Genomic DNA, 22,006 nt, shown 5'->3' on the forward strand with positions numbered 1-22,006 from the left:
TCGCCCCGCAGGCCAGCCTAATCGGCTAAGTTTGATCCGGGTTGAAACGCAGCTTCGCCAAACACACTTGGCCCCTGTAAATGACGATCAAAAAAATGTCGTATTTACAGATACTTACTTGAAGCTGCCTATGAATGGAACAGATCAAGCCTGATCCACACTGATGGGTTGCCGCTTGGAAGGGTGGACATCGCTTATGGAACATGCTGCCAACGACATCGACGCGCTGGTCAGGGAAGAGAAGCGCCTGACGGCGGTTGAGAGCCACAGCGAAGCCTGGGCGGAAGGCCTCTCGGCCGGTATTGAGCCAGAAATCATCGCCGAGGCGGCCCTTGAGACGGCATTCGGTGAAATGTTGCGCGCCAACGGCGAAACCTCGGCCCTTGCCCTGCTCGACCGCATGCGCGAGAAGGTGATCGCAGGCGCCTTCGAACCTGAGCGGCTGCGGCACTGAACCGATATCAGGTTCTCTGACGATCGAATGCCGTTCGGGTGTCATGCCCGGAAGTAGGGAGATACGGGCAGTGAATTTTCCGATGTCAGGCAAGCCGAAGGGCTTGGGCCTCTACATCCGCCTCGCTGCTTGCTGTGCCGCGGTTGCCTTCACGACTTGCCTGGCCAGCAGTCCGGCTCAAGCGCTGAGCGAGATCAAACGCGAAGAGCTCCCCGCGCCAGCCACACCGTCGGAGGACGATGTTTCGCCGCCCGGAAGCGCGATTCCCATGCCTGACCCGGTGGGAACGCCGCCTTCGACAAGCCAGCCGGCCGCTCCCGACGCCGCTGAGCCGGACAGCCCATCGGATGGCGGCAGCAACAGGCCGCGTGTCGATCCCGAGGCACCTCTGCCGGAAGTCGTCTATGATCTCGGCAAGCTGCCCGAGCCCGTGCGGCGCATGCATGACTTGATCATCGAGGCCTGCAAGAGCGGCGACATCGAGAAGCTCAGGCCTTTGATCGGCAAGGGCGACAGCATGACCCAGCTGTCGCTGGCCGACATCGACGGCGACGCCATCACCTTCCTCAAGGGGCTGTCCGGCGACCCTGATGGCCAGGAGATCCTGGCCATTCTGGAGGAAGTGCTTTCCGCAGGCTACGTCCATGTCGATGCAGGCACGCCACAGGACCTCTATGTCTGGCCGTATTTCTTCGCGCTGCCGCTGGACAAGCTCGACGCCAAGCAACGGGTCGAGCTGTTCAAGATCGTCACCGCCGGCGATTTCGACGACATGAAGCAGTTCGGAGCCTACATCTTCTATCGCGTCGGCATCACGCCAGCCGGGCAATGGACCTTCTTCGTCGCCGGCGACTGAAGGCGCCCCCGCCTGGTTGCGCCAGGATGCGAACAGCATCGTGGACGATGTTGCTATTTGAGCGGGCCAGCAGGTTTTGCACTTACGTCAGCACCCGGCCAAATTCGAATGCTTTTCAACCCGATCGCTTGTCCCGCCACCGAACCAGCATTGGACCGCGGTCAGGAAATCGCGGTCCATAAGCGCGAGGGCTTCAGAGATAATCCTGTGCTCAGGCTTCTGACTTCCTTCATGGCCTTCGCTCGCGACGTGTCCGGTTTGATGTTGCAGATACGAGGCGAAAAACACCACGGGAGGACAATTCAGCCGGCAGTCAGAAGGATACCGTGACCGAATTCCCTGGCGAGTTCTGGATAAGCAATTTCTCGCGCGTCGTAAGCCGTGTCTGATCGACAAAGCGCCAATTGCGCTCGTAGAACGCAAATGCTTCGTTGGCCGGGATCAGTCGCGCGACATCGCGATTCCACAGGAGCGCTTGCAGCTCTGGAAACTCGGTCAATCATAGGCGCGACATGTGTCCGCATGATGCCTTGAACATAATGCGGAACGCTTAAAAGACGTGACGCACAGCCACAGGTGGCTAACCCGGCAGCGCCTCGGAAAACTCCACCGCCGTCCCCTGGCCTGGCGTCGCGATTTCGCCGTCCCACATAATGCGCTGACCGCGAATGACCGTGCCGACCGGCCAGCCCGTGACCTGCTTGCCGTCATAGGGGGTCCAGCCGGCTTTCGAGCCGGCTTGCGCGTTGGTGATGGTCTCGCGCCGCTTCATGTCGACAATGGTGAAGTCGGCGTCATAGCCGGCGGCGATGCGGCCTTTTCTGGCCATGCCGAAGATGCGCTGCGGGCCATGGCTGGAGAGATCGACGAAGCGCTGCAGGGTCAGCCGGCCGGCGTTGACATGGTCGAGCATGATCGGCACCAGCGTCTGCACGCCGGTCATACCCGAGGGCGAGGCCGGATAGGGTTTTGCCTTCTCGGCCAGCGTGTGCGGCGCGTGGTCGGAGCCGAGCACGTCGACGATGCCTTGCGCTATGCCATGCCAGACGCCGTCGCGATGGCGTTTGTCCCGCACCGGCGGGTTCATCTGGATCAGCGTGCCAAGCCGCGCATAGTCGTCGGCGCTCAGCGTCAGATGGTGCGGCGTGGCTTCACAGGTCGCAACATCCTTGTGCTGTTCGAGGAACAGGATCTCCTCGGCGGTCGAGATGTGCAGGACATGGATGCGGGCACGAACGGCGCGCGCGATGCGCACCAGCCGCTCGGTGCAGCGCAAGGCGGCGATCTCGTCACGCCAGACCGGATGCGATGACGGATCGCCCTCGACGCGCTCGTCCAGGCGCTCGCGCAGCCGGAACTCGTCTTCCGAATGAAAAGCGGCGCGACGGCGGGTATTCCTCAGGATCGAGGCGACGCCTTCATCGTCCTCGACCAGCAGGTCACCGGTGGACGATCCCATGAAGACCTTTATTCCCGCAGCCCCCGGCAAACGTTCGAGCTCGCCGACGTCCCTGGCGTTGTCGCGGGTACCGCCAACCCAGAAAGCAAAATCGCAATGCATGCGGCCGCTGCCGCGCCGGACCTTGTCGGCAAGCGTTGCCTCGCTGGTGGTCAGCGGATTGGTGTTGGGCATTTCGAAGACGGCGGTGACACCGCCCAGCACCGCGGCCCGCGAACCCGTTTCCAGGTCTTCCTTGTGTTCCAGTCCCGGCTCACGGAAATGCACCTGGCTGTCGACGACACCGGGCAGGATATGCAGGCCCCGGCAGTCGATCGTCTCGCCAGCCGATGCTTGGCGCAGATCGCCGATCGCGGCGATGCGCCCACCCTTCACACCGATGTCGCGTGGCCCCTCGCCGTCATGATTGACCACTATGCCGCCTGTCAGGATGAGGTCGTAGGTCATGGTGATGCTCTCTTGCGGGGGGAGTGTCAGCGGCTTACGTAATGGCCAACCGTTTTGCAAGATCAGGCTTTTAATCGCCCCATGCCCTTTGCCCTGCTGAAAGATCGCGCGCTCATCACCGTCTCCGGCCCGGATGCCGAGCATTTTCTGCAGAACATCCTGACCACCGATCTCGATACGCTTGGCAATGGCGAGGCAAAGCCGGGCGCGCTTTTGACGCCGCAAGGCAAGATCCTGTTCGACTTCCTGATCTCACGGGCAGGCGAAAACGCCTTCCGCATCGAATGCCGTGCCGATATTTCAGACGATTTCATTCGCCGGCTGATGCTCTACAAGCTTCGCGCCAAGGTCGAGATTGCGAAGTCGGGACAGGCACTTGTCACTGTCGCCTGGGGAAAAGAGTCAATCGCCTCAGAAAGTGATTCAACCGCGCTTGCCGACAGGCGCTTTGGCGACGAAGGCGTCACGCGCTTCCATGCCGGCACCGCGGACGCTGGCGACATTGGCGCGTGGCAGGCCTTTCGCATTGCCCACGGCGTCGCCGAGAGCGGGGCCGACTATGCACTTGGCGATGCGTTCCCGCATGACGTGCTGCTCGACGAAATGGGTGGCGTCGGCTTCAAGAAGGGCTGCTATGTCGGCCAGGAGGTCGTCTCGCGCATGCAGCATCGAGGCACCGCCCGGCGGCGCGTTCTGATTGTCCAGGCTGGGCTTCCCCTGCCCGCTGCGGGTGCCGAGCTAACCGTCGGCGGGCGGCCGGTCGGCACGCTCGGCTCGAGTGCTACCGTGACAGGGCTCGCCATCGCCCGTATCGACAGGGTGAAGGCGGCGCTCGATGCCGGCCAGCCGATCCTGGCGGGTGACGTACCGGTGACGCTCATCATCCCCAGTTGGGCCAAATTCAGCTTTCCGCAGGAAATCGCCGGCGCGGAGGAAGCCTGATGGCGGCAGACCGCGCCGGTGCGCCGCCACGGGCCTGGCAGCGTATGCTGTCCGGCCGCCGGCTCGACCTGCTCGACCCTTCGCCGCTCGACATCGAGATCTCGGACATCGCCCATGGGCTTGCCCGCGTCGCCCGCTGGAACGGCCAGACCAGCGGCGAGCACGCCTTTTCGGTTGCCCAGCATTCACTGCTGGTCGAGGCACTGTTCAACGAGCTGGTGCCCCAGGCTTCGGCCGACGACCAACTGGCGGCGCTGCTGCACGATGCGCCCGAATATGTCATCGGCGACATGATCTCGCCATTCAAGTCGGTGATGGGCGGCAGCTACAAGGACTGCGAAATGCGCCTGCAGCGCGCCATCCATCTGCGCTTCTCGCTGCCGCCGGAACCGGGTGCCATTCTGCGCAAGGAGATCAAGCGCGCCGACCAGATCGCCGCCTATTTCGAGGCGACGCTGCTTGCCGGGTTTTCGACCGCCGAGGCGACCGAGTTCTTCGGCCGGCCGCGCGGTTTTTCCGCCGAGCGCTTCGACTTCGCGCCACGCTCGGTGACCTCAGCGCAGAATGCGTTCCTGAAGCGGTTTTCGGCGATCGAGAAGTCGCGGCATCACGTTCCGACGTCCGCGCTAGGATAGAAAACGCTAAATTAACCGGAAGCGTCAACAGTGTGGTGTTCGATCAAGCATCGCAGGGGCGCCTCATGCCCGTCGTGGATGTCAAGGGTGGTTCGGTCGTCCCGGAACGGGCGGCCGGAGGCATGGAACATCAGCGCCGCATGCAAGATGAGCTGCGCGAGCAGAACGAACGCTTTTCAGCTGCTGTCGAAAACATGTCGCATGGCCTGTGCATGTTCGACGCCGACGAGCGCATGATCATCTGCAACGGCAATTATATCAACATTTTCCGCCTCGACGCCAAAGTGGTACGGCCAGGCATTCGCTTCGTCGATATCCTGCGGCACAGCGTCGATATCGGGGTTGCCTCGCAAAGCGCCGAAGAACTCTACGCCATCCGCAAGCCCTATATCGACCAGGCAAAACCCTCAACTTACGAGGAGACGCTGTCTGACGGCCGCATCATCAACATCTCGCACCGTCCGCTTGCCCTGGGTGGATGGGTTTCGATCTACGAGGACATCACCGAAAAGCGGCGCGCCGAGCAGGATCTCAAGGAGCAGCATCGCCGTTTCGACGCGGCACTCGCCAACATGTCGCAAGGCCTGCTGATGTACGACGCCGACGGCAAGATGATTGTGCGCAACAGGCGTTTTCTGGAGCTCTACAACGTCACTGCGGAGGACTTCCCGCTTGGAACGACGCACCGCAACGCGCTCGAACGATTGCTGGAACTCGGCATCTACATGAAGATCGACGTCGACAGCGAAGTCGCCAAAACCGAAGCCTGTCTGGCGGCGGCAAAGACGCATTCGGCCTACCGGCATCTGACCGACGGCAGGACGGTTCTGGTCACACGCCGGCCGATGAGCGGCGGCGGCTGGGTGGTGACTTTCGACGACGTGACCGAGCGCCGCCGGACCGAAGAGCGCATGACCCATCTTGCGCATCATGACACGCTGACCGGACTGCCCAACCGCTCGAAGTTTCGCGAACGGCTGGATCTTGCGCTGGAGGACGCGGCAGCCAAGCCGTTGGCGATCTTCTCGCTCGATCTCGACCGCTTCAAGGCGGTCAACGACACCTGGGGACACCCCGCAGGCGACTGGCTGCTGAGAAGCGTAGCCGAGAGGCTGCGGCATTGCGTCCGCAACGAAACGGACATCGTCGCCCGCTTCGGCGGCGACGAGTTCGTCGTCATGCAGTTCCATTTCAAGGGCATTGGCGATGCCGAAAAACTGGCGAAGCGCATGGTTGAAGCAATCGCAAAACCATTTAGAGACAAGAGCCGGGACATGCATGTCGGCATCAGCATGGGCATTGCCGTTTTTCCCGACGACGGCAGGGACGCCGACACGCTGCTGAAAAACGCGGATACGGCGCTCTACCGGGCGAAGAGCGAAGGACGAAACCTGTATCGCTTCTTCGAGCCCGGAATGGATGCTGTCGTGCAGGCCCGCAGGGCGCTTGAAGTAGACCTCGAGGCAGCACTGCCGCGCCAGGAGTTCGATCTCCATTTCCAGCCCATCATGAACATCACGTCCGGCGAGATCACCGGCGCGGAAGCCTTGATGCGCTGGCATTCACCAGGGCGTGGCACTGTCGCGCCGGACGACTTCATCCCGGTCGCCGAAGAGACCGGGCTGATCGTGCCGCTCGGCGAGTGGGCGCTGAGGAAAGCCTGCGCAGAGGCCGCAAGCTGGCCACCCGGCCTACGCATTGCGGTCAATGTCTCGGCCGTGCAGCTTGAAAGCAACGGGTTTGCCCGCGGGGTGATCTCGGCGCTGGCTTTTTCCGGCGTTCCGGCTGGACGGCTGGAGCTGGAGATCACCGAAACCGTGCTGATGGACGAAAGCAAGGCCGTGCTGAAAACGCTGCGCCAGTTGCGTGAGCTCGGCATCCGCATCGCCCTGGACGATTTCGGCACCGGCTATTCCTCGCTCGGCTACCTCAGGCGTTTTCCGGTCGACAAGATCAAGATCGACCGATCATTCATTCGCGACATGGGCAACCGCGACACGGCGGCCATCGTTCGGACCATCATCGGGCTGGGTGCCGAGCTTGGCATCGTCGTCACGGCCGAAGGCGTCGAGACGGAGGCGCAACTCGACATGCTGCGCGACAATGGCTGTGTCGAGGCGCAAGGCTATCTGATCGGCGTGCCGTCGAAGCCGGCCGACATCCAGCGCCTGCTGAAGTCGCGTGCGACACGCAGCCAGACCGGCTGATGGCGTCAGCACAAGTCAGCGCAGCGTTTCCAGGTATTTCTCATGGAAGCTGACATAGCCGGGCTCGACCACCTTCAGATGCCGCTCGATCAGCGCATGAAACCGCGGCAATTGGTGAAACGGAACGCCGGGATAGGCATGATGCTCGGCATGGAACGGCATGTTCCAGGCGAGCTTGCGCACCGCCCAGCTGGTCAGCGTCGTCCTGGTGTTTTCCAGCATGTTGGCCACCAGCGGGCAACGACCGTGCTCGGCCAGCAGATAGAGGCGCAGGAATGGCTGTCCGAGCAGAGCGGGAATGATCCAGACATAGAAAAGCACGGTGAGCCGGAAATAGACGGCGAGCAGAATGAGGACAGCGTAGAAGGCAATCATGGCGCGCGCCTCGGCCCGCACCTTGCGTCGGCCTTTCAGCGGTACATAGCTCTCCTGACTACCGCCAATCGCATTGGCGTAGAGTGTCTTGAGATGGCCCCACCACACCGGAAGCCCAGAGACGTGGACAATGTATTGCCGCAGGGTTTCGGGCTTCGGGGAGGCAAGCTCGGGGTCGTTTTCGGGATCCTGCGTGTACCGGTGGTGAGCGAAATGGAAGTAGCGGAACCAGTCGGCCGGCAGCGCGATGGCCAGGCTGCACAGCCGCGCCACGCCGTCGTTCAGCCACTGTGTTTCGAAAGCCGTGCGGTGCGCCGTCTCATGCAGCAGCGTGAACAGGAACACGATCAGGATGCCTTGCGGCAGCATCAGCAACGGCCAGAATGGGACCTCGGCCGCGATCAGTGATCCAATGAAGATAATCGCACCCAAGTGAGTGCAGAGCTGGAACAGGCCCGCAACATCGGACTTGGCCGTCAGGCGATTGCGCTCTTCCGGTGTCAATGAGGCGATAATGTCGCGATGGTCCATCGGCTTCGATCCATGCTGAAGAATGATGAAGCCATTCTAGTCGACGAAAAAGCTTTCCAGAAACGACGATTTCTGCGATTTAGATAAGCTTACCTTACCTATCTAGCGATCATGGCCACATCCCCATCCCTGAAAGGACTTCAGGCTTTCGAGGCCGCGGCGCGCACGGGCAGCTTTACCGCGGCGGCGGAAGAGCTTTCGGTTTCGGCCGCCGCCGTCAGCCAGCTTATCCGCACCGTGGAGGTGCAGATGGAACGCAAGCTGTTTCACCGGATCAACCGCCGCGTTGTCCTCACCGAGGCCGGCGTGGAAATGCTGCCTCGGCTGACCGTGGCCTTCCAGGAGATCGGCAGCGTCTCGCGCGAACTGGGCGCCGATGCATTCCGCCCGCGCCTGGTGGTGTCGGTGCCGCCATCCATGGCCATGGGCTGGCTCTCGCAGCGCCTCGCCGGCTTTGTCGCAAGCCACGGCGCCGCCGACATATCGCTCCGGGGCGATGACGACCCGGTGTCGTTCGACCGCGAGTTGATCGACATCAGGCTTTCCTATGGTCCGCATTATCGCGAGCACCCGACCGAGGAGATCGCCAGGGACGCCGTCTATCCCGTCTGCGCGCCAGGGCTTGCCGGCATCACCAAGGCGGGCGGCGAGCCGCTCGCCGGGCTGCCGCTCATCCACACCGACTGGGGGCCGACAGGCGCATCGTTTCCGTCCTGGCCCAACTGGTTCGAGGCCGAGGGTGCTCACCCTGGCCGAGCGGCACGGCGCGGCCTTTCGGCCAATTCGTCGCGCGCGGCCCTCGACCTCGCCATTTCGGGGTTGGGGGTGGCGCTGGCGCAAGGGGTCTATTGTGCCGAAGCGGTGGAGGACGGCAGGCTGGTCCGGCCGGCCGGCGGCGCGATTGCATTGCGCCAGCCCTATTGCCTGACGGTTCCAGAGCGAAGCGCAAGCCGCGATGTCGTGGCCGCGTTCCGCGATTGGCTGGTCAACCAATGCCAGCGCGCGGTTGGCTCGCCGGCGCTGCGCTGACCTGGAGGGGATGGTCAGAGGTGCCCGCTCAAGGCCGCCACCATGTCCTTGCTGGTCGCCACGGGCACGATCTCGAACTCGACCAGATCAGCCCATTCGACGACCCAGCGCTGCAGCGACGTGACGTCATCGGTCTCCACCAGCGGGAAACAGCGGCTCATGTCAGCCGCGATCCAGCTGTGATGCACGACAGCTCCTCCGGCTTCAGGCGGCCGCGGTCGCGCGGAACCGGCGGTAGATTTCCTTGCGGTCGCAGCCGGTGAAATCCTCAATGACGATGAACTGCATATTTCCCCTCGGATGATTACCGCCCCGGCCGGTCGAGCCGCTCCAGGAACCACTGCGTCAGCCGCACCCAGACCTCGTCCTTCTCGCCGGAATCTTCCCAGCCGTGATCGAGGTTTGGATTGTCGTTGACCTCGATGACGAAGACGCCGTCCTTGGTCTCCTTGAGGTCGACGCCGTAGAGGCCGTCGCCGATGCAGCGCGCCGCCTTGACGGCGGTCTCGACGACATGGGCCGGCGTCTCCTTCAGCGTGAAGGTCTTGATGCCGCCCTGGTCGGGCTTGCCATTGGCCTTGTGGTTGACGATCTGCCAATGTTTCTTGGCCATCAGATAGTGCACGGCAAACAGCGGCTGGCCACCGAGCACGCCGACACGCCAGTCATATTCGGTCGGGATGAATTTCTGCGCGATGAGAAGGTCGGAATCCTCCAGCCATTCGGTCGCGAGCCGCGTCAGTTCCTCCAGGGTCTCGCATTTCTTGACGCCGCGCGAGAAGGACGAATCGGGGATCTTCAACACTAGGGGAAAACCCAGCGTCTGTGCGGCCAGTTCGAGGTCAGAGGTGCCGGCGATCATCACCGTCGGCGGCACCGGCACCTTGTTGTAGGCCATCAGTTCGTTGAGATAGACCTTGTTGGTGCAGCGGATCATGGACAGCGGGTCGTCGATGACCGGCATGCCTTCCTGCTGGGCGCGGCGAGCGAAGCGGTAAGTATGGTTGGAGATCGAGGTGGTCTCGCGGATGAACAGTGCATCGTAATTCGCGAGCTTGGCCAGATCTTTTCTGGTGATCGGCTCGATTTCGACCCCCATCTTTTCGGCGATCTTGGCCCAGTAGCGCAGCGAAGAGATTTCCGAAGGCGGCAATTCCTCATGCGGATCGACCAGCGTGGCGAAGGTGTAGCGCGCCGGCGTGCGGCCCTTGGTGTCGCGCCACTCGCGGTTGGTGTAGGTCTCCAGGCACTGGATGAAGCTTTTTTCCTCGTCCTCCGTCATCCGAGCCAGCGGGTGGAAGCCGACCTTGCGGATCGAAGCCCATTCGGCGCTGTCCTTGATATGGACTTCGAGCGCCGGCGCCCGGAACCAGTCGAACAACAGCTTGGCGAAACGGTCCCAGACCTTGGACGGGCCGATGCCGAAGAAGATGCAGACCTTCGCCGGAAATACACCGCCGAGATCCTTGCGGCATTTGTTGAGCGCCAGTTCCAGTTCCGGCAAGGCGTGCTCGTAGAGCTTGCGCTCCGACAGGTCGATCATCGTCTCCACGGTCGGGATGACCTTGTGGCCGCGCGAACTCGCCAGCAGCGAGGCATAGTAGCCGCGGCTCTGATAGCCGTAGTTGTTCGACAGGTTGATAACCTTAGGCCGCTGACCGCGAAACAGCGAGGGATGCGCGAGATAGTCGCGATTGGTGATGATCTTGTGCGGCGTCGCCACCTGGTCGAGATCGCTCTGCCTGCCGGTAAGAATGACCCAGGTCATTATCTCTTTCCCAAAGTGATGGCGGCACGCAGTCCGTCGCGGCCGAACTGCGCCATGTTCATGAAGATGCCGTAAGGCACGGGAATGTTGGCGGCATCAAGGATGGTTTCCTGCCTTTCATCCTCGACCCACGGATCGTGGATCAGAATATGATCGCCATCATCGCCGATGGCCAGCACCCAGTGCGGCACCTTCTTGCCGAACATCAGGAAGCCGCTGATCAGCACCAGCACCAGTTTGCCCCCGGCGAGAGCCGCCCTGATATCGTCGATGGTGAATGGACGGTAATTCACCGGGATGCCGTAAAGTTCCGCGCGGCGGCGAAAGTCGACCTGTGCCAGTTCCATGACCCGGCGCTTGTCCTCGCTGCGCACCGACTGCAGGAACAATGCGCCGTAGAAGGAAACGTAAACCTCCGCCGCAAGCCCGCTTTCGTAGCCCGAGACAGCCAGGCCGAATGGTTCGCAGCCGCCCGGTCCTGACATCATGAAGACGGTCGTTGCCTCGCGCCAGAGTCGGATTTCCATCACCGGGTCGGGCACGAAGCCACGATCGAAATTAGCCATGGCCATCATCAGGCAGCATGGACCGCAGGTGAACTCGCAGGTCTGCTGATAGAATGGCACCCTGGTGGCGACCGGAAGGTCGCCGCGCAGGGTTTTTTCATAGCGCAGTGCCGTCGCGCCGTCCTCGTAATAACCGGGCTCGCGGCCAATCTTGCGGTAGCCGGCCTGTTCATAGATGCTGATGGCACGGCCATTGTCCTCGCGCACTTCGAGACGCAGCATCATGCGGTCGTGTTCGAAGGCTGCCTCTTCGGCCGCGGCCAGCAATTGCCGGCCTATGCCGAGCCCGCCGAAAAACGGTCCGACGGCGATCGAATAAAGCCGTGCTACCCCACTGCCCTTGCGAAACAGCACGATCGCATAACCGCCGACGCGGCCATCGATTTCGGCGACCAGCGTCTCGGCGGTCTCGCGCTCGATGAACAGGCGGAAGGAGCGGCGGGAAATGCGGTCGCTCGAGAATACAGCTTTCTCGATGGCGGCGAGGTCATCGACGTCAGACGCGCGGGCCGTGCGGATCTCGGCAGGCATGCGGCAACGTCCCCGGTCGAAAAGCGTCGCAAACACCGGCCGAAGCGCCGGTATCCATCAAGCGCTATCGCTCCTTGATTAGGGCCGAATTGTGACACTTTCCGCGACGGCAGGGAAGCTGACAAGCTTTGAACGGAATCGCTGTTTCATGCCAGCCGACCGCGCAAGATCGCAGCCGGCTCAGCTGGAGAGACCGGCCAGAAGCTGGCCATACGCGCTCTTGGCCACGGCCGCCAACTGCTCGCGCGGCAGCGAACCAACGACGGCACAGCCATAGCCTTTATCCAGCCAGTAGACGGCCTGCGGACCGTCCTGCGCCGAAGCATAGGTGCCCTTGGCATTCTCGGTCGATTCCGCCGTCACGAAGAGGGATATGCGCTCGCCCTTGTCGTCTTCGTAGAGCAGCATCGCGGCCTTGCTTTCCCCCGCCGGCAGCAACCGGCCGCCAACCAGTTGGAAGCCGTTCGCGCTCAGGTCCGGTGCCACCAGTTTCAGGCCGACCCGACTGGACAGCCAGGTCTGCAGATGATCCTTGTCGCTGGCCGGCACTTCCACCGCGTGCCGCTTCTCGGCGGCATAGATGACATGGGCGGCGATCGCTTGTTCGGCGAGCTGATCCTCCGCCGGATCCTCCTGCCCGATCCCTCCGATACCCGCAAAGTAGCCGCCAAATCCGCCCGTGGCGAGAAGCACGGCCGCGGCGGCGGCAAGCCACCAGCGTGAGCGTGGCACTGCTGCCTTAACAGGCGCTTCACCGAGCACCACCTTGCGCAAGCGCACTGGCACCACCTCGTCCAGCACGCCGGCGAAGGCCGAGCGCAACGCCTCCCGGTCGGCGGTGAAGCGGGCGCTCCTGGCCTTCATCTCGGGATTGGCGTCGAGCCAGGCATCGTAGGCGGCGCGCTCATCGGCCGGCAGTTCGCCGTCGAGCGCCATATGGATGTCCCGTTCGGAAAAATCGCGGCGGATCATTTCTCGACGATCCTTATGGCGCGGCGGCGCGCTGTGTCGTCCAGCAGCCCGCGCAATTCCTCACGCCCCCGCGCGATGCGCGACATCAGCGTGCCGGCGGGAACACCCAGAATGTTGGCAGCCTCGGCATAGGAAAAGCCTTCTATGGCAACCATGACAATGGCCGCGCGGCGATCGGGGCTGATCGCCTGCAACGCGTCGATGATCTCGCGCGAAGCGATGCCCTCCAACTGTTCGGGCGGCTGGGCAACCGCCTCGCCCGCCTCCAGCGGCAGCATCGCCGCTTCGCCGCGGCGGTTCACCTTGCGCATCTGGTCGATGAACAAATGATGCATGATCGTAAACAGCCACCTCCTGGGGCTTTCTCCCGTCTGCCAGTTGTCGAGCCGCAACAGCGCACGCTCGAGGCAGTCCTGAACGAGGTCGTCGGCAGCATCACGGCCGCGCAGAAGCGAGCGTGCGTAGCGGCGCAGGCGCGGTATTTCACCAAGGATTGCTGCCTTTTTTTCGTCCATGACCGCTGGTTCTGAGGTCGCCCTTGTTGATCCGATAGAACGCGCCTTCCCGGCACGGCGCAAGCGGCCAGCGCGAAGCGGTCCACCGCTCCGGTCACCCAAGCAACGAGATAACGCCGGCGGATGCCGGTTTATTCCCGCACAGCGTTGAATTCCGGCTATTATTGTTCGCCGGCCGACAATTTCTCCTTTGCCGCCCGCGTCAGCAGCCGCTGGTAGAACAGGCCGATGCCGATCAGAACGGCGCCGAGCCCGATAAAGGACAGCGCCCTGAGCACACCTTCCAGTTCCGACATGTCGAACAGGAAGACTTTCAGGACGGCCACCGCGATCAGCGCGGCGGAGGCGATGCGCAGCACCTGCGATTTCAGCCAGACGCCAGCCGTGAGCAGCGCCACGCCGATAACCAGCCAGAGCGCCGAATAGGTATAGGTCTCCAACTGGCCAAGGCCGCTCCACATGCCGATGAACTCGCCCTTGAACAGGCGCCTGACCGAAAGCGTGGCATAGGCGAAGGCAAGCAGCGCCGCCACCAGCGCCAGCATGGCCGAATACCATTTCGGCCGCTTGCCCCTGCTATAGAGCGCCAGACCACCGGCGGCGACGGCCGGCAGGAGATAGGCTAGCAACAAGAGGTTGAAGACCGGTATCCGACCGGTCGATTCGTCCGTGAACAACGGATTGAGCACCAGGAAATGCTGGATGACGATGAAGGCGGCCGAGAGCACGCCCACCGCCATCGAACCATAGCGCAGCACCGAGCTTGGCGAGCGCCTGTCGATGGCGATCAGGATGGCGCCGGCACCGACGGCGATCAGCGTGTAGATCGCCTGTTCGGCGAGCGTCGGCGCATCGCTGTTGATGACGCCGCCATGCATTGCGTGACGCACCAGCATGGCGAGCGTCAGCAGCGCAAACAGTGCCGCCGCCGCTTCCATGGCCAGGCGTGGACGGCCATCGGTGGTGCGGGCGAGTTGCCAGGCCGCGAAGCCGAAGGCGAGCGCCGGCACGCCGTAGCCCGGCAGCAACCAGTTGAAAACCGGTGTCGTCGACAGGAATTCGGCGCCGACGATCGTCGGATCGACGGCGGCGCGGCCAAGCACCGCGATGACAGCGGCGACCGAAATCCAGCCGAGCACAGGATAGGAGCGCCAGCGCGTGACGAGCGCCGGCACGATCGCGGCGGCACCAAGCAGGATGGTGGTCCAACCGGAATCAAAAGCCATATGCAGCATCAGGAGGCCGGCGACTGCCGCGCCGCCCAAAACAAACGACACTGCGGCTCCCCCCTTGTGCGGCGGTTCCTCAGCCCGCGCGATCCACTCGCCGCCCGCGGCGAAGACCAGGACCAGCAGGGCCGCGACGGCGGCATAGACAAAGTCGCGGTCGAGATTGCCGAACGTGAACCAGAGCGCCAGCAGGACGATCAGCGGCACGATGACACCCCATGCAGCCCAAGAGGCTGCTCGGATCTGCGCCGTGGCGGCGAAGCGGCGCGCGGCCCACAAACCAGCGGCGACGAAAACAAGACCGAGACCAATACCGATACGCAAGCTCAGCGCGTCAGCGGTGGCCAAGGGCACCCCATCAACACCCAAAGCGCCGCCCGAAAAGTCGGAAGCGATAGACGTTGGCGGGATGATGCCGAGATAGATCAGCACCGTCACCAGTCCCGCGCCATAAAGCAGTGGCAGCGCCAGTGGGCGGTAGAGCGCGACCGCTATCATCACGACAAGCAGCACCGCGCCCGGCAAAGCATCACCGGCAGCGGCGAAGACCGGGTCAACCGAGAGGCCAAGCGCCGAGAAGGCGACGAACAGTCCAGGCACGATGGATGGCCAGTCGAAAGTCCCTGCTAGTCCGGTCTCGCCGCCACGACTGCTCAGCCAGACAAGGGCAAGCACAGCCAGCGTCACAGCATCGATGAACAGTATGGCGGAGAGGTTCGCGCCCGGTGCGTCGGTCATGTAGAGGATGGTCCAGACGCCGGTACCGAAAAAAGCGGCCGCCATCAGCGTCTTCCAGTCGCGCATGCGGGCGATCACGCCAGTGGCGGCGAGCACGATGGCGAGATAGCCGAACAACGCCCACGGATTGGGCGCCTGCGAAGCGATCAGCACCGGCGTCACCATGGCGCCGACGAGACCGATGCCGGCCAGCGCCTGGCCATGGACGAGAGCGGCGGCTATGGTCGCAACGCCGATCGCACCGAGCAGCGTGAAGGCAAGCGCCGGGCCGATAAAGCCGTAAATGCCATGGGCGGCATAGACGGTGCCGAACAGGATGAAGGCGCCGGCCGCGGTCAAGATCGCCGGAATATAAGCGCCGGCAATACCTTGCACCGGTACCTTGAAGCCGGTGCGGCGAATGAACTCGCCGCCGGCGACCAGCACCAACCCGAGCACCGCCGCCATGGTGAGCCGCATGCCGGGTCCGAAAATGCCGGCCTCGATGGTGTAGCGGATCAGGAACAAGCCGCCCAGAGCCAGCGCGATGCCGCCGACCCAGACCGCCCAACGCGTGCCGAGCGCGGTTTCAACGTCGGACTGGCGAGCGGCTTTGGCGACCGCTGCCGGCGCGACCTCTGGCGTTTTCGGTGCGATCTCGGGCGCGCTCCAAGGGCCGGGCCCTCCGGCCGGGATTTCCGCGTCCGTGGCCTGTAGCGCGGGTGCCGGCTCGCCGATTGCCGCCGGGGCGATGTCGGCTGGCGCGGCCACCGGAGCCGTGTCGGCCCTGCCCTGCGCCGCCTCCAGTTCCGACGGCTTGACCGTGGGCGATACCGCGCCCGAAAGCACATGGCTGCGCAGTGCGCCAAGCTCGCGCTCGATCAGGCCGATGCGGCCCTGCTGACGCGAAATGATGACGAACAAGGCAATGATGGCGACGAGGCCGATCAGGCTCTCAAACATGGCGGTTCCCCCAAACCAGGCCAGTTTTCACTGACGCTTCATCTCACTGACATTCAAATACGGCGGCTAAACGGCTGAAAATTCAACGTGCCGCCAGATTGGCGGCTGGAAATATCGAACATGTCTCGGTACCGAAAGCCAGCAGCTTGCCGCCGGCATCCTTCAGCGTCGCTTCCGAAACGGCAAGCGTGCGGCCCTTGTGAACCACCTTGCCTTCGCAGACAACCTCACCGGTCCTGGGCGTGATCGGCCGCGTCAGGTTCACCTTGAACTCCGCAGTCGTGTAAGCCTCGCCCTTGTCGAGCAGAGTCTGCACCGCGCACGCCAACGCTGAATCGAGCAGCGTCGCCGCCCAGCCGCCGTGAACGCCGCCCAGCGGGTTGAGGTGGCGTTCGTTCGGCACGCCCCGGAACACGGCGCGACCTTCCGATACTTCGGTCAACGCGAAGCTGAGCTGGAAGGAGATCGGTGGTGCCGGGTATTTGCCGTCGACGATTCGCTGCAGCAATTCCAAGCCGGTGTATTTCAGGATGTCGGCATGAGGAATGGTGCCGAGGCCGAGCGGCGAGACCCGGCCCGGATAGAGTTCGACTTCGCTCATCGGATGATTTCTCCGGCCGTGCTCTCTCCGGCGATGGGCTTCTGCGCTGCGTGGTGCTTGCGCAGTGCGGCCAGAAAGCCGGCGCGCGCATCGGGCTGATCGATGCCGCGCGGCTCGTAGACGTGGCGGGTGAAGAAGTAGCCGGTCAGGCGGAATGCGTCCGCCATCGCCGCATGATTGGCGCGCTGGCCGGAGCCGCGCTGCAGGAAGGCGGGCAGCACCAGCATCTTGTCGTGCCACGGCGCCCCGGCTTCACGCGACACCGCGCGCCCAGACTTAGGCGAGACATAGGCCAGATCCTGCCTCGAGCCGGTGGCGGCGCATTGGCTGAGATCGAGGCCAAAGCCGAGTTCATCGAGAATCAGGAGCTCGAAGCGCGCCACCAGTTCGCCGGCGGCATCTGCGTCGTCGAGATGAACGATCATCACCGAAAGCGCCTCGTAGAGGCCGCCATGGGCATCGCGCTCGGGCAGCAGGCGCAGATGCGCCGCCATCGTCTGAAGGCCGTAGACGGCAACGGCACTGTCCATCAGCCGGGCGGCGTTCATCTCGATGGCTTCGGCCTGGAATGTGCCCAGATGCTCGTCGAGGCGCGCACGCCACAAAAGATCGACGCGATTGCCTGGCTGGAGAACAGGCTGCTGCTTGCGCGAGCGGCCACCGCGCACGAGGCCGAGATAGCGGCCATGGGCGCGCGTCATCACCTCGAGAATGGCGCTGGTTTCGCCATGCCTGCGGGTGCCGAGAATGATTCCCTCGTCGCGCCATTCCATATCAGGAGCTTTTCACCGATCGGGTGGCGAAATCAAGGTATGGGTCTGGCGCCTGTGCCGGCTCTCGCAACGAGGCATAAAAAAGCCGCCCGCAGCAATGTGCTGCGGGCGGTTGGTGAGGTCAGTCGATCCGTTAGAAGTTGCGCTGGAAGCGGACGATGCCGCCGACGCTGTCCTTCTTGTCGGCCTTGGACCAGTTGCCGTAGATGGATGGATTGCCGAAATTGCCGTAGTGATCCCAGTCGACTTCGGTCGTGACCGTGAAGCCCGGGACGATGGTGTATGCGACGTTCGCGGCGAGAGCATAGTTCTTGTCGTCGTCAGCCGAAGCCTGGACGTTGAACGAGGTCTTCTCGTTGAACTTGTAGGTACCGCCGCCCCAGACGGCCCAGTTGCCGCCCCACGGCTTGTACTGGCTGCGGCCATGTACGTCGATGGCATTGTGGGCGTCGTCTGTGAGGTTGTCGTCGGTGCCGTAGCCGCCCATGATGAACAGCGACAGTTCCTTGCTGACGTTGACATCCAGGCGAACCTTGCCGGCCACTTCCTCGTAGTTGCTGTCATAGGCGACAACACCGGTGATCGCGCCCCAGTCGCCCTTGTACTTCAAGCCGCCGACGACATGCGGAACATAGCTGTCGATGGTGTTGACGCCCGTGCCTTCTTCGAGCGAGACCACGCCCGTGAAGCCGCTGCCAGCGTCGAAATAGTACTGGACGACATTGGTGTCCTTGACGCCGTACGGGATGATCGTGTCCTGGATGACGTTGCCCGCGTAACCGATGAACTGGTCGTATGCAGTTTCATCCTTACCGACGCGCAGGCCACCGAGCTGTATCCAGGCGAAGTTGAGGCTGGTGGTTTTGTTGCCGGCCTGCCAGGAGGTCGAGGAGCTTCCATCATAGTCGCCCGAGGAGTTGCCGAACTGGAAGCGGGTCTCGGTGAAGGTCTTCAACGTGCCGAGTTCGGTTTCCTGGCCGGTATACGTCCTCAGCGTGAAGCGCATGTTCTTGTAGTAGGTGTCGTGGTTTCCACCGTCCATGTGATCGCCAACGTTGTCGACGCCATCCAGCGTGCCGGAATCGCCGACGCCGATGTCATAGCGGAGATAGCCGCCGATGCGCAGGCAGGTCTCGGTGCCCGGGATGTAGAAATAGCCGGCGCCGTAGACGTCGCAGATCTTGACGTATTCGGCCGGTTCCGGTTCGGCGACGACAACCGCGTCCGCGGCGCGCGCGCCGGACACCGCGATCAAAGCCGCGGCTGAGCCGAGAAGGAGGCTCTTGATGTTCATTTTCTGACCTCTCCAGTCAAGTTTGAAAAAATGGCTTCTGAATTGTGGCTGGCGGATATGTTTTCCCGCCTCACCCCCACAATGAAAAAGGCCCGCACCGCGTCCCCTTTTCGCGGCGAACATACCCACCAATCGTCCACCTTCAATGACAATTCCATAAATGCGCTGGATTCTCGCCACAGATTAAATACGTGTTGCACAAATAACACTAATGAGAGCTTGCTTGAATTTAAAATGGCACAAATGGAACATCGTCATATTTTTGTAATAATTAAGTGTATCCTTCTGCATATACCAGTTTACTCTATGAATTTCGGTCTTTTAAGCTCTAAATCTAAAATAAATTGAGAAATTTGTGATTTCTGTCCTCGTATCGCTGTCGGCGCGAAAACAACACCATCAGCAGATCCAGATCACGGCGCGGAAAGCCGGCCTCAGCACGCGTCGCCGCTTCGTTGGCGGCTTGCAAGAATCTGAGTTGGTCTCGCGCCAATCGCGGGCCGCATGGTGGAGCCGGCGTTTCGCTTTGGCCTGCTTTCCGCCACCCGGGAGCCGTTCGCGGTTCGCGTAAAACCGCGACGTGCTCTACAGCACGTCGCGGCGAATCGGATTCGCCGACCTGCTGTAAGCTTCTGATTTTATGCATGTCGTTGTCCCGGAACCGAGGACTCTTCCGGGCGACATGCATTAGCCTCACGCCCAATGCTTGTGGTCGGCCACCGTGCGATGACGCGCCAGGATTTTTTCGGCCTTAGCGGGGGAACTCCAGCCCCATCTCGCGGTAGCGCTCGGGATCATCGCCCCAGTTCTCGCGCACTTTCACGAACAGGAACAGGTGCACCTTCTGTTCCAGTATGCCTGATATTTCCATCCGCGCGGCCTGCCCGATGGCGCGGATGGTCTCGCCCTTGTGGCCGAGCACGATCTTCTTCTGGCTGTCGCGCTCGACAAAGATGGTCTGGTCGATGCGCACCGAGCCGTCCTTTTTCTCTTCCCATTTCTCCGTTTCGATGTGCGAGGAATAGGGCAGTTCCTGATGCAGCCTGAGATAGAGTTTTTCGCGGGTGATCTCGGCAGCCAGCTGGCGCATCGGCAGGTCCGAAATCTGGTCTTCCGGATAGTACCAGGGGCCGGCCGGCAGCGCCTGCGCCAGATAGTCGAGGAGGTCCTTGCAGCCGGAACCGGTCAGCGCGGAGACCATGAAGGTGCGCTGGAACGGCACTTTCTCGTTCGCTGCCGCAGACAGGGCCAGCAGCGCCTCGTGCTTGACCCGATCGACCTTGTTGAGAATCAGCACCATCGGTTGGCGCACGTCCTTCAGCCGTTCGAGGATGGCATCAGCATCGCCCCTGATGCCGCGCTCGGCATCGATCAGCAGCAGCACGATGTCGGCGTCCTTGGCGCCTCCCCAGGCGGTGGTCACCATCGCGGTGTCGAGCCGCCGCTTGGGCTTGAAGATGCCCGGTGTGTCGACAAAGACGATCTGCGCGTTGTCGTGCGTGGCGATGCCGCGCACGATGGCGCGTGTCGTCTGCACCTTATGGGTGACGATCGAGACCTTGGCGCCGACCAGTTGGTTGACCAGCGTTGACTTGCCCGCGTTAGGCGCGCCGATCAGCGCAACGAAGCCGGAGTGCGTGACGGGAGCGGCTGCAGTGTCTTCGGCGGTCATGCCGCGCTCCCTTTATTGGCCCACACGCCTTCGCGCACGAGAAATGCCGAAGCCGCCGCTTCTTCGGCCGCCCTGCGGGAGCCGCCGGTACCGACGGAAGGTGCAAAGCCGCTAACCTGCAAAGAAATAGTGAAGACCGGCTGATGGTCGGGCCCTTCGCGTTTTTCGATCACATATTCGGGGCGCGCGTCACTCGTCTTGGCAATCCATTCCTGCAAATCGGATTTCGGATTACGTGGCTTCGTCACAACCGTGCTCGAACGTGGCTCCCAATAACGCAGAACGAACCGCCGCGCGGCGTCGATACCACCATCGAGATAAACTGCCGCGATTAGGGCTTCGACGGCATCAGCCAGATAATTTCCGCCGGAGCCGCGCGATCGCGTCTTCAAGGCGGCGTCGGCCCGGACCAGATTCTCCAGCTGCATCTCGATGCCGACTTCCGAGCATGTCTTTGCATCGACCAGCGCATTGAAACGGGGCGCGATTTCACCTTCCGGTGCATCAGGGAATTTCTCGAAAAGCATATCGGCGACGACAAGACCAAGCACGCGGTCGCCAAGGAATTCAAGACGCTGATTGTTGCTTGCCGCCTTGACCGCGCTGGAATGCGTCAAGGCGGTCTCAAGTAAGCGGATGTCCCTGAAAACATGGCCGGTCCTGGCCATCACCAAACCGGCCAGAGTCTCGCCTGTCGGGCGCTTCAAGGCCATCAGTTGACGAAGTGGAACAGGCGCGAAGCGCGCATCAGCGACGGCCATTTCCAGATTTCGAGCGGGCTAGCCTTGCCGGCGATCGAGAAGAAGACAAGGTTGGCGCGGCCGACCAGGTTCTCGGCCGGAACATAACCGACGGTGAAACGGCTGTCGGCGGAATTGTCCCTGTTGTCGCCCATCATGAAATAGTGGCCGGGGGGCACGTCGAATTCGCGGGTGTTGTCGCCAATCGAGTTCGGCGACAGGTCGAGCGTGTCATAGCTGACACCATCGGGCAGCGTCTCGCGATAGACGTCGATCGGATAATCCTTTTCCGTGATGTCGGGATTGTCGATCTGGCCCGTCTTGACGCGCGGCACGCCAACGCCATTGATGAAGACTTGGCCATCCTTCATCTGGATCTTGTCGCCGGGCAGGCCGATGACGCGCTTGATGTAGTCGACGGACGGATCAGGCGGGAACTTGAACACCACCACGTCGCCACGCTTGGGCTCGGAGCCCCAGATGCGGCCCGAGAAAATGTCCGGTCCAAAAGGCAGCGAATAGCGTGAATAGCCGTAGGACCATTTGGTGACGAACAGATAGTCGCCTTCCAGAAGCGTCGGCCGCATCGAGCCCGACGGGATCGAGAACGGTTGGAACAGCAGCGTGCGAATGACCAGGGCGAGCAAAAGCGCCTGGACGATGACGCTGACGGTTTCGCCAAGCCCGCCGGATTTCTTCTGAGATTTTTCAGCCACGCTCATGTCGTCCT

20 protein-coding genes and 1 pseudogene are annotated in these 22,006 nt (G+C 62.5%); 6 read left to right on the top strand and 15 right to left on the bottom strand.

From position 1 onward, the window contains the following. The first annotated feature begins 196 nt into the window (after positions 1-196). The gene (locus LB557_RS04050) at positions 197-454 is read left to right on the top strand and encodes a hypothetical protein (protein ID WP_015318556.1); all 258 of its coding nucleotides are present in this window, start codon (positions 197-199) and stop codon (positions 452-454) included. Positions 455-524: 70 nt separating this feature from the next. Next, positions 525-1,310 carry an alanine and proline-rich secreted protein Apa gene (locus LB557_RS04055; RefSeq protein WP_224643247.1) on the top strand — a complete coding sequence of 262 codons (786 nt, stop codon included), beginning with the start codon at positions 525-527 and terminating at the stop codon, positions 1,308-1,310. Between the two features lie 302 nt (positions 1,311-1,612). Here LB557_RS04055 and LB557_RS31820 read toward each other — a convergent pair. Together LB557_RS31820 and LB557_RS04060 are read right to left on the bottom strand one after the other, a co-directional pair. Then, positions 1,613-1,809, bottom strand: a pseudogene (locus LB557_RS31820) (hypothetical protein). Between the two features lie 81 nt (positions 1,810-1,890). Next, positions 1,891-3,216 carry a dihydroorotase gene (locus tag LB557_RS04060; RefSeq protein ID WP_140791798.1) on the bottom strand — a complete coding sequence of 442 codons (1,326 nt, stop codon included), beginning with the start codon at positions 3,214-3,216 and terminating at the stop codon, positions 1,891-1,893. 81 nt (positions 3,217-3,297) lie between these two features. Between LB557_RS04060 and LB557_RS04065 the strand changes: the two genes are divergently transcribed. From LB557_RS04065 to LB557_RS04075, 3 genes are all read left to right on the top strand, one after another. Further along, positions 3,298-4,158, top strand: coding sequence for a YgfZ/GcvT domain-containing protein (locus tag LB557_RS04065; RefSeq protein ID WP_224643248.1), 861 nt, complete (start codon positions 3,298-3,300; stop codon positions 4,156-4,158). After that, positions 4,158-4,793, top strand: coding sequence for an HD family hydrolase (locus LB557_RS04070; protein WP_140791796.1), 636 nt, complete (start codon positions 4,158-4,160; stop codon positions 4,791-4,793). Before LB557_RS04065 ends, LB557_RS04070 begins: the two co-directional genes overlap by 1 nt. 65 nt (positions 4,794-4,858) lie before the next feature. Continuing rightward, entirely contained in the window at positions 4,859-7,000 is a 2,142-nt protein-coding gene (locus LB557_RS04075; RefSeq protein WP_224643249.1) for a putative bifunctional diguanylate cyclase/phosphodiesterase, read from the top strand. Between the two features lie 15 nt (positions 7,001-7,015). Here the strand turns inward: LB557_RS04075 and LB557_RS04080 are convergent, their stop codons facing one another. Continuing rightward, positions 7,016-7,906, bottom strand: coding sequence for a fatty acid desaturase family protein (locus LB557_RS04080; protein ID WP_224643250.1), 891 nt, complete (start codon positions 7,904-7,906; stop codon positions 7,016-7,018). Positions 7,907-8,017: 111 nt separating this feature from the next. Here LB557_RS04080 and LB557_RS04085 point away from each other — a divergent pair, with 111 nt between their 5' ends. Further along, positions 8,018-8,935, top strand: coding sequence for a LysR substrate-binding domain-containing protein (locus LB557_RS04085; protein ID WP_224598408.1), 918 nt, complete (start codon positions 8,018-8,020; stop codon positions 8,933-8,935). A gap of 14 nt (positions 8,936-8,949) precedes the next feature. Here LB557_RS04085 and LB557_RS31705 read toward each other — a convergent pair whose 3' ends face one another. The 12 genes from LB557_RS31705 to lepB all read right to left on the bottom strand — a co-directional run bounded on the left by LB557_RS31705 (position 8,950) and on the right by lepB (position 21,998). After that, positions 8,950-9,276 carry a DUF3303 domain-containing protein gene (locus tag LB557_RS31705; RefSeq protein WP_224643251.1) on the bottom strand — a complete coding sequence of 109 codons (327 nt, stop codon included), beginning with the start codon at positions 9,274-9,276 and terminating at the stop codon, positions 8,950-8,952. Further along, positions 9,240-10,703: a RimK family protein gene (locus LB557_RS04095; RefSeq protein WP_140663078.1), complete on the bottom strand. Its 1,464-nt coding sequence runs from the start codon at positions 10,701-10,703 to the stop codon at positions 9,240-9,242. Before LB557_RS04095 ends, LB557_RS31705 begins: the two co-directional genes overlap by 37 nt. Then, positions 10,703-11,800 carry a peptidase C39 family protein gene (locus tag LB557_RS04100; RefSeq protein WP_140618477.1) on the bottom strand — a complete coding sequence of 366 codons (1,098 nt, stop codon included), beginning with the start codon at positions 11,798-11,800 and terminating at the stop codon, positions 10,703-10,705. The genes LB557_RS04095 and LB557_RS04100 overlap by 1 nt, the downstream gene beginning before the upstream one ends. A 180-nt stretch (positions 11,801-11,980) precedes the next feature. Further along, positions 11,981-12,772 (bottom strand): anti-sigma factor family protein, encoded by a 792-nt coding sequence (locus LB557_RS04105; protein ID WP_140663082.1) that lies wholly within the window; start codon positions 12,770-12,772, stop codon positions 11,981-11,983. Next, on the bottom strand, positions 12,769-13,287 hold the full coding sequence (locus tag LB557_RS04110; RefSeq protein WP_140726435.1) for an RNA polymerase sigma factor: 519 nt from the start codon (positions 13,285-13,287) through the stop codon (positions 12,769-12,771). Before LB557_RS04110 ends, LB557_RS04105 begins: the two co-directional genes overlap by 4 nt. A gap of 161 nt (positions 13,288-13,448) precedes the next feature. Beyond that, positions 13,449-16,196, bottom strand: coding sequence for a DUF2339 domain-containing protein (locus tag LB557_RS04115; protein ID WP_224643252.1), 2,748 nt, complete (start codon positions 16,194-16,196; stop codon positions 13,449-13,451). Positions 16,197-16,278: 82 nt separating this feature from the next. Next, positions 16,279-16,797 (bottom strand): PaaI family thioesterase, encoded by a 519-nt coding sequence (locus LB557_RS04120; protein WP_015318570.1) that lies wholly within the window; start codon positions 16,795-16,797, stop codon positions 16,279-16,281. After that, on the bottom strand, positions 16,794-17,570 hold the full coding sequence (gene recO / locus LB557_RS04125) for a DNA repair protein RecO (RefSeq protein ID WP_140663085.1): 777 nt from the start codon (positions 17,568-17,570) through the stop codon (positions 16,794-16,796). Before recO ends, LB557_RS04120 begins: the two co-directional genes overlap by 4 nt. 133 nt (positions 17,571-17,703) lie before the next feature. Continuing rightward, positions 17,704-18,864 carry a porin gene (locus LB557_RS04130; protein WP_224643253.1) on the bottom strand — a complete coding sequence of 387 codons (1,161 nt, stop codon included), beginning with the start codon at positions 18,862-18,864 and terminating at the stop codon, positions 17,704-17,706. Positions 18,865-19,615: 751 nt separating this feature from the next. Continuing rightward, positions 19,616-20,536, bottom strand: a complete 921-nt coding sequence (era, locus tag LB557_RS04135) for a GTPase Era (protein ID WP_015318573.1) — start codon at positions 20,534-20,536, stop codon at positions 19,616-19,618. After that, positions 20,533-21,249: a ribonuclease III gene (gene rnc, locus LB557_RS04140; RefSeq protein WP_140663269.1), complete on the bottom strand. Its 717-nt coding sequence runs from the start codon at positions 21,247-21,249 to the stop codon at positions 20,533-20,535. The genes era and rnc overlap by 4 nt, the downstream gene beginning before the upstream one ends. Next, positions 21,249-21,998, bottom strand: a complete 750-nt coding sequence (gene lepB, locus LB557_RS04145) for a signal peptidase I (RefSeq protein WP_027144187.1) — start codon at positions 21,996-21,998, stop codon at positions 21,249-21,251. The genes rnc and lepB overlap by 1 nt, the downstream gene beginning before the upstream one ends. Between the last annotated feature and the right edge of the window lie 8 nt (positions 21,999-22,006).

Origin of the sequence: Mesorhizobium sp. BR115XR7A, assembly GCF_020165315.1 — a bacterium.
In the GTDB taxonomy this organism is placed as follows: Bacteria; Pseudomonadota; Alphaproteobacteria; order Rhizobiales; family Rhizobiaceae; genus Mesorhizobium; species Mesorhizobium australicum.

Coding starts and splice junctions, on each gene's coding strand:
- LB557_RS04050 (WP_015318556.1), top strand. CDS start 197: ATGGAACATGCTGCCAACGACATCGACGCGCTGGTCAGGGAAGAGAAG.
- LB557_RS04060 (WP_140791798.1), bottom strand. CDS start 3,216: ATGACCTACGACCTCATCCTGACAGGCGGCATAGTGGTCAATCATGAC.
- LB557_RS04065 (WP_224643248.1), top strand. CDS start 3,298: ATGCCCTTTGCCCTGCTGAAAGATCGCGCGCTCATCACCGTCTCCGGC.
- LB557_RS04070 (WP_140791796.1), top strand. CDS start 4,158: ATGGCGGCAGACCGCGCCGGTGCGCCGCCACGGGCCTGGCAGCGTATG.
- LB557_RS04075 (WP_224643249.1), top strand. CDS start 4,859: ATGCCCGTCGTGGATGTCAAGGGTGGTTCGGTCGTCCCGGAACGGGCG.
- LB557_RS04080 (WP_224643250.1), bottom strand. CDS start 7,906: ATGGACCATCGCGACATTATCGCCTCATTGACACCGGAAGAGCGCAAT.
- LB557_RS04085 (WP_224598408.1), top strand. CDS start 8,018: ATGGCCACATCCCCATCCCTGAAAGGACTTCAGGCTTTCGAGGCCGCG.
- LB557_RS04095 (WP_140663078.1), bottom strand. CDS start 10,703: ATGACCTGGGTCATTCTTACCGGCAGGCAGAGCGATCTCGACCAGGTG.
- LB557_RS04100 (WP_140618477.1), bottom strand. CDS start 11,800: ATGCCTGCCGAGATCCGCACGGCCCGCGCGTCTGACGTCGATGACCTC.
- LB557_RS04105 (WP_140663082.1), bottom strand. CDS start 12,772: ATGATCCGCCGCGATTTTTCCGAACGGGACATCCATATGGCGCTCGAC.
- LB557_RS04110 (WP_140726435.1), bottom strand. CDS start 13,287: ATGGACGAAAAAAAGGCAGCAATCCTTGGTGAAATACCGCGCCTGCGC.
- LB557_RS04115 (WP_224643252.1), bottom strand. CDS start 16,196: ATGTTTGAGAGCCTGATCGGCCTCGTCGCCATCATTGCCTTGTTCGTC.
- LB557_RS04120 (WP_015318570.1), bottom strand. CDS start 16,797: ATGAGCGAAGTCGAACTCTATCCGGGCCGGGTCTCGCCGCTCGGCCTC.
- recO (WP_140663085.1), bottom strand. CDS start 17,570: ATGGAATGGCGCGACGAGGGAATCATTCTCGGCACCCGCAGGCATGGC.
- LB557_RS04130 (WP_224643253.1), bottom strand. CDS start 18,864: ATGAACATCAAGAGCCTCCTTCTCGGCTCAGCCGCGGCTTTGATCGCG.
- era (WP_015318573.1), bottom strand. CDS start 20,536: ATGACCGCCGAAGACACTGCAGCCGCTCCCGTCACGCACTCCGGCTTC.
- rnc (WP_140663269.1), bottom strand. CDS start 21,249: ATGGCCTTGAAGCGCCCGACAGGCGAGACTCTGGCCGGTTTGGTGATG.
- lepB (WP_027144187.1), bottom strand. CDS start 21,998: ATGAGCGTGGCTGAAAAATCTCAGAAGAAATCCGGCGGGCTTGGCGAA.